General features: G+C 61.0%; 15 protein-coding genes and 2 pseudogenes. 6 read left to right on the top strand and 11 right to left on the bottom strand.

What is annotated here, in order from left to right; translation table 11 throughout:
- Positions 1-238: 238 nt before the first annotated feature.
- Positions 239-964 (bottom strand): beta-ketoacyl-ACP reductase, encoded by a 726-nt coding sequence (locus FY112_RS35360; RefSeq protein ID WP_017962530.1) that lies wholly within the window; start codon positions 962-964, stop codon positions 239-241.
- A gap of 71 nt (positions 965-1,035) precedes the next feature.
- Positions 1,036-2,217: an acetyl-CoA C-acetyltransferase gene (locus FY112_RS35355; RefSeq protein WP_017962531.1), complete on the bottom strand. Its 1,182-nt coding sequence runs from the start codon at positions 2,215-2,217 to the stop codon at positions 1,036-1,038.
- 239 nt (positions 2,218-2,456) lie between these two features.
- On the opposite strand from FY112_RS35355, the gene phaR reads away from it, so the two are divergent.
- Positions 2,457-3,029 (top strand): polyhydroxyalkanoate synthesis repressor PhaR, encoded by a 573-nt coding sequence (phaR, locus tag FY112_RS35350; protein WP_017962532.1) that lies wholly within the window; start codon positions 2,457-2,459, stop codon positions 3,027-3,029.
- Here phaR and FY112_RS35345 read toward each other — a convergent pair.
- From FY112_RS35345 to mtgA, 5 genes and pseudogenes are all read right to left on the bottom strand, one after another.
- Positions 3,024-3,431, bottom strand: a complete 408-nt coding sequence (locus FY112_RS35345) for a hypothetical protein (RefSeq protein WP_003543801.1) — start codon at positions 3,429-3,431, stop codon at positions 3,024-3,026. The two genes, phaR and FY112_RS35345, sit on opposite strands and share 6 nt — an antisense overlap.
- 145 nt (positions 3,432-3,576) lie before the next feature.
- Complete coding sequence (rpmF, locus tag FY112_RS35340; protein WP_003543812.1) at positions 3,577-3,762, bottom strand: 50S ribosomal protein L32; 186 nt, start codon at positions 3,760-3,762, stop codon at positions 3,577-3,579.
- A 155-nt stretch (positions 3,763-3,917) separates the two neighbouring features.
- The gene (locus tag FY112_RS35335) at positions 3,918-4,565 is read right to left on the bottom strand and encodes a glutathione S-transferase family protein (RefSeq protein ID WP_151520400.1); all 648 of its coding nucleotides are present in this window, start codon (positions 4,563-4,565) and stop codon (positions 3,918-3,920) included.
- A 13-nt stretch (positions 4,566-4,578) separates the two neighbouring features.
- Positions 4,579-4,677, bottom strand: a pseudogene (locus tag FY112_RS38405) (DUF1868 domain-containing protein); the annotation flags it as partial.
- Between the two features lie 80 nt (positions 4,678-4,757).
- Entirely contained in the window at positions 4,758-5,495 is a 738-nt protein-coding gene (mtgA, locus tag FY112_RS35325) for a monofunctional biosynthetic peptidoglycan transglycosylase (RefSeq protein ID WP_027668537.1), read from the bottom strand.
- A gap of 135 nt (positions 5,496-5,630) precedes the next feature.
- Here mtgA and FY112_RS35320 point away from each other — a divergent pair, with 135 nt between their 5' ends.
- A complete protein-coding gene (locus FY112_RS35320) occupies positions 5,631-6,545 on the top strand; it encodes a polyprenyl synthetase family protein (protein WP_151520399.1) in 915 nt (304 codons plus the stop codon).
- A gap of 8 nt (positions 6,546-6,553) precedes the next feature.
- Here the strand turns inward: FY112_RS35320 and hisC are convergent, their stop codons facing one another.
- The 4 genes from hisC to FY112_RS35300 form a co-directional block, all read right to left on the bottom strand.
- Entirely contained in the window at positions 6,554-7,615 is a 1,062-nt protein-coding gene (hisC, locus tag FY112_RS35315) for a histidinol-phosphate transaminase (RefSeq protein WP_151520398.1), read from the bottom strand.
- Positions 7,616-7,631: 16 nt separating this feature from the next.
- Positions 7,632-8,882 carry a flavodoxin-dependent (E)-4-hydroxy-3-methylbut-2-enyl-diphosphate synthase gene (gene ispG, locus FY112_RS35310; RefSeq protein ID WP_151520397.1) on the bottom strand — a complete coding sequence of 417 codons (1,251 nt, stop codon included), beginning with the start codon at positions 8,880-8,882 and terminating at the stop codon, positions 7,632-7,634.
- A 96-nt stretch (positions 8,883-8,978) separates the two neighbouring features.
- Positions 8,979-10,169: an MFS transporter gene (locus FY112_RS35305; protein WP_131628240.1), complete on the bottom strand. Its 1,191-nt coding sequence runs from the start codon at positions 10,167-10,169 to the stop codon at positions 8,979-8,981.
- A gap of 62 nt (positions 10,170-10,231) precedes the next feature.
- Positions 10,232-11,008 (bottom strand): DeoR/GlpR family DNA-binding transcription regulator, encoded by a 777-nt coding sequence (locus FY112_RS35300; protein ID WP_131620050.1) that lies wholly within the window; start codon positions 11,006-11,008, stop codon positions 10,232-10,234.
- A gap of 154 nt (positions 11,009-11,162) precedes the next feature.
- On the opposite strand from FY112_RS35300, the pseudogene FY112_RS35295 reads away from it, so the two are divergent.
- From FY112_RS35295 to FY112_RS35280, 4 genes and pseudogenes are all read left to right on the top strand, one after another.
- Positions 11,163-11,517: pseudogene (locus tag FY112_RS35295) on the top strand (EamA/RhaT family transporter); the annotation flags it as partial.
- Positions 11,518-11,670: 153 nt separating this feature from the next.
- Positions 11,671-12,444: an amino acid ABC transporter substrate-binding protein gene (locus FY112_RS35290; protein ID WP_151520503.1), complete on the top strand. Its 774-nt coding sequence runs from the start codon at positions 11,671-11,673 to the stop codon at positions 12,442-12,444.
- Between the two features lie 195 nt (positions 12,445-12,639).
- A complete protein-coding gene (locus FY112_RS35285) occupies positions 12,640-13,320 on the top strand; it encodes an amino acid ABC transporter permease (protein WP_017962542.1) in 681 nt (226 codons plus the stop codon).
- Positions 13,317-14,077, top strand: a 761-nt coding sequence (locus FY112_RS35280; protein WP_094087128.1) for an amino acid ABC transporter ATP-binding protein, incomplete at its 3' end; no start/stop codon positions are given. The genes FY112_RS35285 and FY112_RS35280, both read left to right, overlap by 4 nt.

Raw genomic sequence — 14,077 nt, 5'->3', positions numbered from 1 at the left:
GCTGAAAGGAACGCCTCCAATGACCCAGATTTTGCTTAATTCTCTCGTCGCTGTTCTGATTACATCGGCTTTCCTGACGACCGCGATATCAGCCCTTAGCGGCGAAAATCGCTCGCTGCGCAAAGTGCCGGCCAGAGCTCGGCCACAGCGACGTCCATAAACAGCAATTGGCGCGTCCGGCCGGACGCGCCAATTGCTTTGACTCTGATCTCTACTGTCGACTCGAAGACAGAAATGCCTAGGCGAAGAACTGTCCGCCATTGGCCGTCAGCGTCGAACCGGTGATGAAGCCGGCATCGTCGGAGACGAGGAAGGTGACGCAACGCGCGATCTCTTCCGGTTCGCCGAGACGACCGACGGGGATCTGCGGAATGATGCGTTCGTTCAGCACCTTCTCCGGCACGGCAAGTACCATTTCCGTTCCGATGTAACCGGGGCAAATGGCGTTGACGGTGATGTTCTTGTTTGCCCCTTCCTGGGCCAGCGCCTTGGTGAAGCCCAGATCGCCCGCCTTGGCCGCCGAATAGTTCACCTGGCCCATCTGGCCCTTCTGCCCGTTGATCGACGAGATATTGACGATACGGCCGAAGCTGCGGTCACGCATGCCGGTCCAGACCTGATGCGTCATGTTGAACAGGCCCGTGAGGTTGGTATTGATCACCTCGTGCCACTGCTGCTGCGTCATCTTGTGGAACATCGCGTCGCGGGTGATGCCGGCATTGTTGACGAGGATTTCGACCGGGCCGATCTCGCTTTCGACCCTGGCAATTCCTTCGCCGCAGGCGAGGTAATCCGAAACATCCCATTTGAACACCGGAACGCCGGTAACGTCGTGGAAGGCTTTGGCCTTCTCGTCGTTGCCGGCATAGCTGGCGGCGACCCTGTATCCGGCATTTTTCAGTGCCATGGATATTGCCGCGCCGATGCCGCGTGTACCCCCGGTGACCAAAGCCACTCTGCTCATGTTCCGCTCCCCTTTTGTTTTTCGCCTCGCCGCGTGGCGGGATCTTCAATCAATCCTGGATCGTATGCTATTTAAAGTGCTTCAAAGCACATGGCCACACCCATGCCACCCCCGATGCAAAGCGTGGCGAGACCCTTCTTCGCGCCGCGGCGCTTCATTTCGAACAGCAGCGTGTTGAGAACGCGCGCACCCGAGGCGCCGATCGGATGGCCGATCGCGATCGCTCCGCCATTGACGTTGACGATCGACGGATCCCATCCGAGATCCTTGGTGACGGCGCAGGCTTGCGCCGCGAAGGCCTCGTTGGCTTCGACGAGATCGAGATCGTTGACCGACCAGCCGGCCTTCTCGAGCGCTTTGCGCGAAGCCGGGATCGGTCCGGTGCCCATGATCTGCGGATCGACACCCGCCGTTGCCCAGGAAACGATGCGGGCGAGCGGCTGGATGCCGCGCCGGACTGCCTCAGCTTCGCTCATCAGCACAGCCGCAGCAGCACCGTCGTTGAGGCCGGACGCGTTCGCGGCCGTGACCGTGCCGTCCTTGTCGAAGGCCGGGCGCAGCTTCCCCATCGCTTCAATCGTCGCGCCGTGACGGATATATTCGTCGGCATCGACCGTAACGTCGCCCTTACGTGTCTTGATGACGTAGGGGATGATCTCGTCGGTAAAGCGGCCGGCCTTCTGCGCCGCCTCCGCCTTGTTCTGAGAGCTGACCGCGAACTGATCCTGGTCGTCGCGCGAAAGCTGCCACTGGCGCGCAATATTCTCGGCGGTGATGCCCATGTGGTAGCCATGGAAGGCGTCGGTCAAGCCGTCCTTGATCATCGTGTCGATCATCTTCATGTCGCCCATCTTGACGCCGCCGCGTAAGTGCGCGGCATGCGGCGCCATCGACATGGATTCCTGGCCGCCGGCAACGATGATCTTGGCATCGCCGGTGGCGATCTGCTGCATGCCGAGCGCGACCGCGCGCAGGCCCGAGCCACAGAGCTGGTTGACGCCCCAGGCCGTCGCTTCCTGCGGAATGCCGGCCTTCATCGCCGCCTGGCGGGCCGGATTCTGGCCCTCGCCGGCGGCAAGCACCTGGCCGAGGATCACCTCATCCACCTCGCCGGCATCGACGCCGGCGCGCTCGAGCGCGCCCTTGATGACGGCCGCCCCGAGCTCATGCGCGAGGACTGTCGCGAAAGCACCGTTGAAGGCGCCGACTGCTGTTCGCCCTGCGCTGGCGATGACGATGGATGGATTGCTCATGGGGACGCTCCTCGTTTTCGTCTCACTTACATAAGTGGAAACTGGCAAAGCTTGGAGCACAAGTCAAACGCGAAGACCGGCTGCGGCCATTTTTCGGCAGCAGCCCGCAGGAGCCCGATTCATCTGCTCCGTGAAAGGTTTGCCGCATCGCACAAAGAGATTGTCACCGGGCTTCTTTTGCGTTTACAGTCTCAAATGGAGGAATATCCATAAATCAGACGGGGGTTCAGGAGACTGATATGGCGAAGCATGAGGGTCAGATCGTTATCAAGAAATACGCCAATCGACGCCTATACAACACGGGCACCAGCACCTACGTGACGCTGGAAGACCTGGCGGAGATGGTGAAGAAGGGCGAAGAATTTACCGTCCAGGATGCAAAAAGCGGAGATGACATCACCCATTCGGTGCTGACCCAGATCATCTTTGAACAGGAATCGAAGACCGGCAATACGTTGCTCCCGATCTCCTTCCTGCGCCAGCTCATCACCTATTATGGCGACCAGATGCAGATGGTCGTGCCGAGCTTTCTCGAACATTCGATGCGCTCCTTTACCGAACAGCAGGCTCAGATGCGCGAGCAGGTGAACCGCGCCTTCGGCGAAACGCCGCTCGGCAAGAACCTGCAGTTGCCGATGCAGATGGTCGAGGACCATGTTCGCCGTAACACCGAGCTGTTTCAGCAGGCGATGCAGATGTTCTCGCCCTTCATGACGCCGCCCGCCAAGGAAAGCCGCAAGGCCGAGGCCAAGGATATCGACGAGCTGAAGGAACAGCTCCGCGCCCTTCAAAACAAGCTCGACAACCTATAATCCGATCGAGACGTCCCGCCCGGCGCTCCGGATCGACACGGCAAAACCGCCGATGACATCGATCAGAGCGATCGTCATCAAAATGAAGAAGACCTGCGTCGCAGCATCCCGGACGAGCAGAAACTCGACCAGGAAGGCGATGAACACCAGCATCGACAGCATGTGGTTGACGAGATTGCCGGGACCGGTTCTGGTCGCTTTGAGGATTTCGAAGAACAGCACGACAAGGGCGATGACGATGAAAAGATCGCCGAGCGCCATGCTCCAGATCGCGCCCGAGATCATCGACAGCACGATGATATCATGTTGCAGTGCCGGAATGCCGCCATCGCCCATCAGGCCCAGCATCGCAAGATTGTAAAGAATAAACGGGATAATCATTAGGGGCATGGCGGCTATCATCGGCAATCTCCCAGCGCATCATGGAAGAATACTGCCGCAAACCCTTGCCCCACCGCAAGTCATTGCAAATATTATATTGTCGAAATGCAAAAGGCCGGCATGACGCCGGCCTTGAAACTTCGATCGGACAAGCCGAATCGGGAAATTATGCGCTTTCCTTCGGCGTCAGAACCTGGCGGCCGCGATACATACCGGTCTTCAGGTCGATATGATGCGGGCGGCGCAGTTCGCCGGAGTTCTTGTCTTCGACATAGGTCGGAGCCTTCAGGGCGTCTGCCGAACGGCGCATACCGCGCTTGGACGGGCTTGTTTTTCTCTTCGGTACAGCCATTTCTCTTACTCCACTTGCGGGCAAAACATTCCCACGGCCACACCGGCGGCCGAAACGGACATGTCGCGATTTCGGAATTTGGCGCGCTTATACATGCAAGGGGTGACCTTGACCAGTCCCCATGCGTATTTTTTGCAAAGCCGATGATTCCAGGCTCAGACTTCGTCTTCCGGCACGATCCAAGGCTCGGCGCGGGCCGCCTCTTCCCATTTCCGCCAGGCCGGATGCGCCTTCATGGTCTCCATATAGGCCAGCGTATCGTTTCGGCTGACGAGGTCATAAATGTCGAACCGGTTGACGACAGGCGCAAACATCGCATCCGCCCCGCAGAATGCGCCAAACAGAAACGGTCCGCCGGATTGCTGCAGTAGGTCGCGCCAGATCGTCTCGATGCGGCTGATATCGGCGTCGACACCATCCTGCAACGCGATCCTGCCCTTCGGCCGGCGAATATTCATCGGGCAGGCACTGCGCAGCGCCCGGAAGCTCGACAGCATTTCCATCGAAACCGAACGGGCGAGCGCCCGCTCGGCGCGATCCCTCGGCAGAAGGCCGGCGTCCGGATAAAGCTCGGCGACATATTCGATGATCGCCAGCGATTCCCAGATCTTCAATGCGCCGTGCTGCAGCAACGGCACACGCCCGGTGGGTGAGATGGCCTTGATGTTGGGATTGCCACCCGCATAGTCGAAGGGGATGAGGACTTCCTCGAAATCGACACCGGCGCCCGTCAGCGCCATCCACGGCCGGAACGACCAGGAGGAATAATTCTTGTTGGCGATGTAGAGCGTCGGTCTGTCCATGGGCCTCTCCCGTTCAGGCTTCGAAATCGAAGATCAGCAATTCGTGAAGATGGTTCATGTCCTTGAGCACGCAGAATACCGGCGGGGCAAGCTCGAAAACAGGGCGCCTCGATGACGCTTGCCGCTTCTCATGATGCCGAAAACTGTGAGCGGTTTTCGGGCATCATCATGCTCTAATGACAAGTTCTGGTCTCAATCGTAGATGCACTTGATGTAATCGCCCGAACCTTGCGCACGCCTCTCGATCAAGCCGGCGAGCCGGCGAAGGCCTCGTCCGGGCTTGCCGGCATTGCGGTCGATCGGGTTCGGCAGCGAGACGGCAAGCAGCGATGCCTGGCGCCGCGTCAGCTTCGAGGCCGGCACCTTGAAATGGTGTTGGGCCGCCGCCTCGATGCCGTAAATGCCGGGACCCCATTCGGCGATATTGAGATAGATTTCCATCAACCGCCGTTTCGACAGAACGAAATCCGTGGTCACCGCGAGCGGAAGTTCCAGCGCCTTGCGTACGAAGGAGCGGCCGTTCCAAAGGAAGAGGTTTTTCGCCGTCTGCATCGGGATCGTACTGCCGCCGCGCGTCGCCTGACCTTTCAGCGTATCCTCGACCAGCATGCGCATTTCCGCCCAGTCGACACCGCCGTGAAAGCAATATTGCCCATCCTCCGACATCATCACCGACTGCACCACAACAGGGGCGATCTTATCAAGCGACACCCATTGCCTGTCGTAGCCACGCAGCAGCACGAGATCGCGCAGCATCAGTGTCGAGACGGGGTGAATGAAGGGCAGCAGATAGAAAAAGATCAGCGCATAGGGAAGGATCAGCACGATCAGCACGGCAAGAACAATGCGTTTCAACACACGCCTGTCTTCGAACCATCGCCGACGAGCCGGCATGTCGACGCTGTCCTCTCTCTCCGGCGCTATATCCAATGTCCCCAGTCCGATTTCGCTCCTGTGGTTCTCATAACGCCTGTGCGGAGCTTATGCCAGAGTGCGCGGCGAATCTTGCTGCCGCCATCGACAATTCCGTTGCAAGCCCGGGGGCGCTCATGCCAAACAGCGCCCATGGACGCGAACCCGGACACTTTCGAGACGAGGCTGAAGAACAACGCCCGCGACATCGAGGCGCTGCTCGACGCGTTGCTTTCGCCGAGTGCCCTTTCCGATGAAATCGCCAGGCCCAAGACGCTGCGCGATGCCATGCATTATGCCGTGCTGAACGGCGGCAAGCGGCTGCGCCCGTTTCTGGTCGTCGAAAGTGCCGCCCTTCTCGGCGGCGATGCCGAGGCGGCCCTTCGTGTCGGCGCAGCCCTCGAATGCGTCCACTGCTATTCGCTCGTGCATGACGACCTGCCGGCCATGGACGATGACGACCTGCGCCGCGGCAAACCGACGGTCCACATCAAGTTCGACGAAGCGACGGCGATCCTCGCCGGCGACAGCCTGCTGACCTATGCCTTCGACATCATCGCCGCGCCGGAAACGGCCCTTCCCGATACGAGCAAGGCATCGCTGGTGCTGGCCCTTGCCCGCGCAGCCGGTCTCGGCGGCATGGCTGGCGGCCAGGCGCTCGATCTCGCGGCGGAAAAGCGGGCCCCCGACGAGACCGGCATCATCCGCCTGCAGGCGATGAAAACAGGCGCGCTGATCCGCTTCGCCTGTGAAGCCGGCGCGGTCATCTCGGCAAGCCCGCCGGAAGATCGGCGCCGCCTGCGCGCCTTCGGCGAAAAGATCGGCCTTGCTTTCCAGCTTGCCGACGACATTCTCGACCTGACTTCGGATGCGGCGACCATGGGCAAGGCGACCGGCAAGGATGCGGCCCGCGGCAAGGGAACACTCGTCGCCCTGCATGGCATGGAATGGGCCGAAACCCAACTGCACCAGCATGTCCGCGATGCCGAGGCGCTGCTTGCCCTCTATGGGGCCCGTGCCACGACCCTCATCGCTGCGGCGCATTTCATCGCCGACCGGAACAGCTGAACCGCAGGTCAGGCTGCCAGTATCTTTTTGAGGGCCGAAACCAGGTGGGCACACTCCTCATCCGTGCCGACGCTGATCCGCAGGAAATCCGAAATACGCGGCTTGGCGAAATGCCGGACGAGGATGCCCCGCTCCCGCAGGGCGGCTTGAAGAGCTGCCCCCGAACGGCTTTCTTGCCTTGCGAAAACGAAATTCGCCTGCGACGGCAAGACCTCGAAATCCAGCGCTTCGAGTTCCCTAACAAGGCTTTCCCGGCTGGCGATGATGTTCCTCCGGCCTGTCTCGAACCACGCCTCGTCCTTGATCGCCGCCGTCGCGGCAAGCTGCGCCAGACGATCGAGTGGATAGGAATTGAAGCTGTCCTTGACCCGCTCCAGCGCCTCGATCAGCGGCCGCTGCCCCAGCGCGAAGCCGATGCGCAGACCGGCAAGCGAACGGGACTTCGACAGGGTCTGGATCACCAGCAGGTTGGAATGCATGGATATCAGCGGGATGGCGCTCTCCCCGCCGAAATCGATATAGGCCTCGTCTATGACGACGACCGCATCCGGATGGGCGGCAACAAGTGCCTCGATGCCTGTGAGCGGCAGGCCGATGCCGGTCGGCGCATTCGGATTGGGGATGATGATCGCGCCACAGGGCCTGTCGTAATCGGCCAGGCGGATCCGGAACCCATCGTCAACAGGCACTTCGATCGCTTCGACGCCGTATAGCAGGCTATAGGTCGAATAGAAGGCGTAGGTCACATCGGGATAGAGAAGCGGCCGCTCATGTTTCAGCAGCGCCTGGAACGCATGCGCAAGAACCTCGTCGGAGCCATTGCCGACGAATACTTCCTCCGCCGTCAGGCCGAAACGAACCGCGATCGTCTCGCGCAATTCCGTGGCAGTGGGATCGGGATAGAGCCGGAGACGATCGTCCGCCGCCTCCCGGATTGCCTCGATCGCCCTAGGAGACGGCCCGTAAGGATTTTCGTTGGTATTGAGCTTGACCATGTTCGCGGTACGGGGCTGCTCGCCCGCGACATAGGGCCGAAGCTTACTGACGATTGGCGACCAGTACTGGCTCATCCGAAGATGCGGCCGGTCATTCCGCCGCCGTCCGCTGGCCGAAACGCTTCTCGATATAGTCGACGACAAGCGCCTCGAAATCGGCGGCAATATTGGGACCGCGCAGCGTCAACGCCTTTCGGCCGTCGATGAAGACGGGGGCGGCCGGCGTTTCGCCAGTGCCCGGAAGCGAAATGCCGATATCGGCATGTTTGCTTTCGCCCGGCCCGTTGACGATGCAGCCCATGACGGCGACGTTCAGCGCCTCGACGCCGGGATATTTCTCGCGCCAGACCGGCATGTTTTTGCGGATGTCGTTCTGGATGTTCTGGGCAAGTTCCTGGAATACCGTCGACGTCGTGCGTCCGCAGCCCGGACAGGCAGCAACCACGGGTATGAACTGGCGGAAGCCCATGACCTGCAGGATTTCCTGCGCCACCTGCACTTCGCGCGTGCGATCGCCGTTCGGCTCCGGCGTCAGCGACACGCGGATCGTATCGCCGATGCCGTGCTGCAGCACGAAGCCCATCGCCGCCGACGAGGCGACGATGCCCTTGCTGCCCATGCCGGCTTCGGTCAGGCCGAGATGCAGCGCATGATTGGAGCGTTCGGCGAGCATGGAATTGACGGCGATCAGGTCTTGAACCTGGCTGACTTTGGCCGACAGGATGATGCGGTTGCGCGGCAGGCCGATCTCTTCGGCAAGGGCTGCCGACAGCAGCGCCGACTGCACGATCGCCTCGCGCGTTACCTGCCGGGCCGAAAGCGGCGACCCAGCCTCGGCGTTCCGGTCCATCAGCGCCGTCAGCAGATCCTGATCGAGCGAGCCCCAGTTGACGCCGATGCGCACCGGCTTGTCATAACGGATCGCCATCTCGATGATCTCGGCGAACTGCTTGTCCTTCTTGTCCTTGAAGCCGACATTGCCGGGGTTGATGCGGTATTTCGCCAGCGCTTCGGCACAATCCGGATGATCGGCGAGCAGCTTATGGCCGATATAATGGAAGTCGCCGATCAAGGGCACGTCCATGCCGAGGCGCAGAAGCCGCTCGCGGATCTTCGGCACGGCGGCCGCACTCTCGTCGCGGTCGACGGTAATGCGCACCAGCTCCGAACCCGCCCGGTGGAGAGCGGCGACCTGCGCGACGGTGGCATCGATATCGGCCGTATCGGTATTCGTCATGGACTGCACGACGACCGGCGCCCCGCCGCCGACGATGACGCCGCCGACATCGACGGCAACGGAAGCGCGGCGCGGTTTCGGATCAAAATCGGCGGCTGAAGACATGGATAGTTCTTGCACCCCTAAAAACAATGCTTTTCAGGTGGATCAAGGCCGGCTGCTTGTCAACCGCCCCTGATATCACTTTTGTTGGGAGGCGGCTCAGTGACCGCCTCCGGAGGTCTCATCGGCATAATGGGCTAGGTTGGACAGCAGCAGAACGACGAGCAGCAGCACCGGCAGCGCCATGAAAACGACGGCAAAACCGATATGCTCGGCGACGAAGCCGATCAACGATGGCGCAACCAGCATGCCGGAATAGCCCATGGTGGTGACCACCGAGATGCCGATGCCGGGCTTGAGGCCGGGAATGTTGCCCGCCGCCGAGAAAGCAATCGGCACCATGTTGGAAATGCCGATACCGCAAAAAGCAAAGCCCAGAATGGCAAGCTCGGCATTGGGGGCCAAGCCTGCAAGCAGCATGCCGACAATGGCAAAAAGCGTGCAGATCCGCAGCGTCTTGACGCCGCCCAGACGGTCGCGCACTAGGTCGCCGCCAAAGCGCATGATTGCCATAGTGGCCGAAAAGGCTGCGAAACCAAGACCGGAAAGCGCGACGGACGCATCCATTTCCTGCCGAAGATAGAGCGCGCCCCAGTCGAGAACCGCGCCTTCCGGCACCATGCTGAACAGCGCCATCAATCCGAGCAGCCACGGCAGCGGCACCATCGGCAGCTTCGTCTTTTCCTTCTTGGTGTCGGGATGCGGCGGATCCGCAAGGATCATCGGCCAGGCGACGGCAAGGAAGATTGCCGCCAGCACCGTCGCCAGTTGCGCATGGCCGAGAATGCCGAGCTTGGAGATCACGATGCCGCCGAGACCTGAGCCGATCAGTCCGCCAAGGCTCCAGAAAGCGTGGCAAGACGACATGATGGCGCGGCGCATGGATTTCTCAACCGACACCGCATTGGCATTCATCGCCACATCCATTGCGCCGATGAAGCCGCCGAACAGGAAGAGCGAGATCGCCCCGGTGAGCACGTTTGGCGCCAGCGTCAATGCCAGCAGTAACGGCAGCACACAGACGGCCAGGACTTGAACGACGATACGCGAGCCGTGTTTGGCGATCTGCGCACCGGCGATCGGCATCATAACCAGCGAGCCGACGCCGAAGACCAGGATCATCAGCCCAAGCTCGAACTTGGTCAGCGCCAGACGCTCGGCAAAATCCGGGATCTTCGGCGCCCAGCAGCCGACGACAAAACCATTCATAAGAAAGAGCAGGGAAACCGCCGCCCGGCTTCTGGTAATGAAGCCACTTCGGGCTCCCGGCGTACTCACATGACTATCCATTTCCGGTCTTCCTCATTGCCGGGCTTGCTTGGCCCGGTTTCCCTAAACTCTATGATGGCGCCTCAGTTCGTTTTCTCGGCGAGAACAGTTCTGCATCCGCGCTCGCGATAACGGGCGAGAATGGCCGGATCGGCATCGTGCTCGACAACCAGGCATTCGCAATGGGCAACCGGCAGGATGCTATGGGGAGCAGCAGTGCCGAACTTCTCCGAGGTTGCAGCCACCAACACTTTTCTGCTCCTGGACGTCGCAAACCGCTTGAACTCCGCATCCTCGAAGCCGAACACCGTGATGCCGGCCTCGAGATCGACGCCGCAGGCGCCAAGAATGCAGAGATCGGGCGAAATCTGCTCCATATCCCGCAAGGCCTTGGCGCCGAGGGAACCGCCCGTCTGCCGGTCGACCATCCCGCCGATCAGGATGACGTTGACGGCAGGCTTGTCGATCAGCGCCGCGGCAATCGCCGGCGCATTCGTCGCAGCCGTGAGTGGAAGTTCGGCCGGCAATGCGTTGGCAATCGCCAGATTGGTGCTGCCGGCATCGAAGAACACGGTCGAACCGGCTGCAATCTGCTTTGCCGCAGCGCGCGCCAGCGCCTGTTTCCGGTCAGCGGCAAAGCCGATGCGTTGCGTCATGCTTCCATGTGCCGGCGAGACCGGCAATGCACCGCCATAAACCCGCTCGCAGAGCCCTGCCGCCGCCATCTCGCGCAGATCCCGCCGTACCGTGTCCTCGGAGACACCGAATTCGAGCGCAAGCTCGGTCGCCAGCACGCGGCCATTCAGCCGCAGCCTCTCGGAAATTACGCCTTGGCGCTCTCGCAACAGAAAATCCTGCATGTTCCTACCGGTTCGCGACCTCATAAACCAGAAACGTGCATAACCGCTTATGATCATGCAGGCAATATGCACGGTCACACGTTTTCTGACGTTTCGAAACAAAGCTCCACCGCCAGAGCCAAATATGCCCTGTTGACCGATCCGAGAGGCGGGAATGCAGGCGGCCGTGCTCTGGGCCTGCGCCATGGTGCTGCTGCGCAAGACCTCACTGCACGAAAAGACCATCATCCAGCTCGCCGTTTCCAACGTCTTTTTTCTTGCCATGACCGGCATTGCCGTTCTCTACACTTGGCAGACACCCGACATGACGCAGCTCGCCCTTCTCATCGCCACCGGCGTCGTTGCGGGCTGCGCGCAGTTCGCCCTTTTCGAAGGCATGCGCCTGGCGCCCGTCTCCGTGCTTGCGGGCCGATATCTCCACGCCCAATGTGGTCGTCGGCGCGGCGATGATCCTTGGCGCCAGATTGATCATCATCGTCAGCGAAAAGCTGCGCCGCCGCATCGCGGCCTGTGCCTGTTTCTGCAGGATTCGTGATTCAGACGGCCGCTTGAGAAAAATATTTGCAGTTGCTGCTTTTATTCGTAGTTTTCTACGCTTCCGGCGCCCTAATTTTCTGCAAACTATCCCACCCGATGACAACCTCCCAAGGATGGATAAAACAATGAACTGGTTGAAAACCGTCGCCGCCGCTGCCCTCATTCAGGCTGCAGCCCTGCTGCCCGCCCATGCCGGCGAAAACCTCGCCGCCATCAAATCGGCCGGCGTCTTCAAGATCGGCACCGAAGGCACCTATGCGCCCTTCACCTATCATGACGAAAGCGGCAAGCTTGTCGGCTTCGATGTCGAGATCGGCGAAGCGATCGCCGCCAAGCTCGGCGTCAAGGCCGAGTTCGTCGAAGGCAAGTGGGATGGCTTGATCGCCGGCCTCGACGCCAAGCGCTACGACACGGTCATCAACCAGGTCGGCATCACCGAAGCCCGCAAGCAGAAATACGATTTCTCCGAGCCCTATATCGCCTCCAAGGCCGTGCTGATCGCCCGCGAGGGCGACGACAGCATCAAGACCTTCGCCGACCTGAAGGGCAAGAAGGCCGCCCAGTCGCTGACCAGCAACTTCGGCAAGCTCGCAACCGAAGCCGGCGCCGAGCTCGTCGGCACCGATGGTTTCGATCAATCGATCCAGCTGGTATTGACCAAGCGCGCCGACGCCACGATCAACGACAGCCTCTCCTTCCTCGATTTCAAGAAGCACAAGCCGGACGCGCCGGTAAAGATCGTCGCCGAGCAGGAAAATGCCGATTACTCCGGCATCATCATCCGCAAGAACGAGCCAGAGCTTCTGGCCGAAATCAACAAGGCGCTTGCCGACATCAAAGCCGACGGCACTTACAAGAAGATCGCCGACAAATATTTCGGCCAGGACGTTTCCAAGTAATTTAAACCGCTTCCCATCCCCTCCCCACAAGGGGAGGGGTTTCGATGCTGCCGTTCACATCTCAAAACAGCCTCCCAGCCAACAGTACGGTCGCTATTTGGTGCGCCGGGGCCTCCTATAAGCCCTCCCCCTTGTGGGGAGGGGTTGGGGAGGGGTATTCCACTTCAAGGTTCCAACCGACCAGAAAGAACGCCCTTGCCGCACTGGCTCCAACTCATGGCGGAATCGCTCCCCTCGCTCCTCTGGGCGGGGTTGATCTTCACCATTCCGCTGACCCTGCTATCCTTCGCCTTCGGCCTGACGCTTGGGCTCGCCACCGCGATCGCCCGGCTCTTCGGGCCGATGCCGCTTTCGGCCGTCGCGCGCTTCTATGTCTGGGTCATTCGCGGAACGCCGCTGCTCGTGCAGCTCTTCGTCATCTTCTACGGCCTGCCGAGCCTCGGCATCCTGCTCGATGCCTTTCCGGCCGCCCTCATCGGCTTCACGCTGAATATCGGCGCCTATAGCTCCGAGATCATCCGCGCCGTCATTTCCTCGGTACCGAAGGGCCAGTGGGAAGCCGCCTATTCGATCGGCATGAGCTGGCGCCAGGCGATGAGCCGCACCATCCTGCCGCAGGCCGCCCGCGTCGCCGTGCCGCCTTTGTCGAACACCTTCATCTCGCTGGTCAAAGACACCTCGCTTGCCGCCGCCATCACCGTGCCCGAGCTGTTCCAGGCCGCACAGCGCATCGTCGCCACCACCTATGAGCCATTGATCCTCTATATCGAGGCGGCGCTGGTCTATCTCGTCCTGAGCTCCGTCCTCTCGCAGCTGCAGGTGCGGCTGGAACGCCGCTTCGCGCGTTATGGCGGCATGCTGGAGGCAAATGCATGATCGAGCTTTCCAACATCGAAAAGCGCTTCGGCGACGCCGTCATCCTCAAGGATATCAGCATCCGCATCCCCGAAGGCAGCGTCACCGCGCTGGTTGGGCCTTCGGGCGGCGGCAAGAGCACGCTGCTGCGCTGCATCAACCTGCTCGAAATTCCAACCGCCGGCTCCATCCGCCTCGGAGAGGAAACGCTGGCCTTTGCGCCGGGCAAACGAACGAGCTGGCCGGCGATCCAGAAGATCCGCCGCCAGACCGGCATGGTCTTCCAGAACTTCCAGCTCTTTCCGCATCAGACCGCGATCGAGAATGTCATGGAAGGCCTGGTGACGGTGCTGAGATGGCCGAGGCCAAAAGCTCGCGAGCGTGCGATGGAATTGCTGACCAAGGTCGGCATGACCGACAAGGCCGATGCCTGGCCTTCGACACTATCGGGCGGCCAGCAGCAGCGCGTCGCGATCGCCCGTGCGCTGGCGCCGTCGCCGCGCGTGCTTCTGTGTGACGAGCCGACATCCGCCCTCGATCCCGAGCTTTCGGCCGAAGTGGTCGATGTACTCGGCAAACTTGCCAGCGAAGGCACGACGATGGTGATGGCGACCCACGATCTCCGGCTCGCCTCGAAGATCGCCAATGACGTGGTTTTCCTGGAAGCCGGCAGCGTGGTGGAAACGGGCAGCGCCAGAGCAATCTTCAGTGCGCCGGAGCGCGAACGCACCAAGCGCTTCATCTCGACGATCAACGCCGCCCATACTTACGATATCTG

It is taken from the genome of Rhizobium sp. PEPV16 (assembly GCF_008919455.1).
Classification (GTDB): Bacteria; Pseudomonadota; Alphaproteobacteria; order Rhizobiales; family Rhizobiaceae; genus Rhizobium; species Rhizobium leguminosarum_Q.
Note: the sequence above shows the minus strand (reverse complement) of the source record. Positions and strands in the feature narration are given on the sequence as shown.

What these genes read in the sequence shown, in the direction of transcription:
- ispG (WP_151520397.1), bottom strand. Translation starts at nt 8,882, where the DNA reads ATGTCTTCAGCCGCCGATTTTGATCCGAAACCGCGCCGCGCTTCCGTT.
- FY112_RS35300 (WP_131620050.1), bottom strand. Translation starts at nt 11,008, where the DNA reads ATGCAGGATTTTCTGTTGCGAGAGCGCCAAGGCGTAATTTCCGAGAGG.
- hisC (WP_151520398.1), bottom strand. Translation starts at nt 7,615, where the DNA reads ATGAGCCAGTACTGGTCGCCAATCGTCAGTAAGCTTCGGCCCTATGTC.
- phaR (WP_017962532.1), top strand. Translation starts at nt 2,457, where the DNA reads ATGGCGAAGCATGAGGGTCAGATCGTTATCAAGAAATACGCCAATCGA.
- FY112_RS35360 (WP_017962530.1), bottom strand. Translation starts at nt 964, where the DNA reads ATGAGCAGAGTGGCTTTGGTCACCGGGGGTACACGCGGCATCGGCGCG.
- FY112_RS35345 (WP_003543801.1), bottom strand. Translation starts at nt 3,431, where the DNA reads ATGATAGCCGCCATGCCCCTAATGATTATCCCGTTTATTCTTTACAAT.
- FY112_RS35355 (WP_017962531.1), bottom strand. Translation starts at nt 2,217, where the DNA reads ATGAGCAATCCATCCATCGTCATCGCCAGCGCAGGGCGAACAGCAGTC.
- rpmF (WP_003543812.1), bottom strand. Translation starts at nt 3,762, where the DNA reads ATGGCTGTACCGAAGAGAAAAACAAGCCCGTCCAAGCGCGGTATGCGC.
- FY112_RS35320 (WP_151520399.1), top strand. Translation starts at nt 5,631, where the DNA reads ATGGACGCGAACCCGGACACTTTCGAGACGAGGCTGAAGAACAACGCC.
- FY112_RS35335 (WP_151520400.1), bottom strand. Translation starts at nt 4,565, where the DNA reads ATGGACAGACCGACGCTCTACATCGCCAACAAGAATTATTCCTCCTGG.
- FY112_RS35305 (WP_131628240.1), bottom strand. Translation starts at nt 10,169, where the DNA reads ATGGATAGTCATGTGAGTACGCCGGGAGCCCGAAGTGGCTTCATTACC.
- FY112_RS35290 (WP_151520503.1), top strand. Translation starts at nt 11,671, where the DNA reads ATGAACTGGTTGAAAACCGTCGCCGCCGCTGCCCTCATTCAGGCTGCA.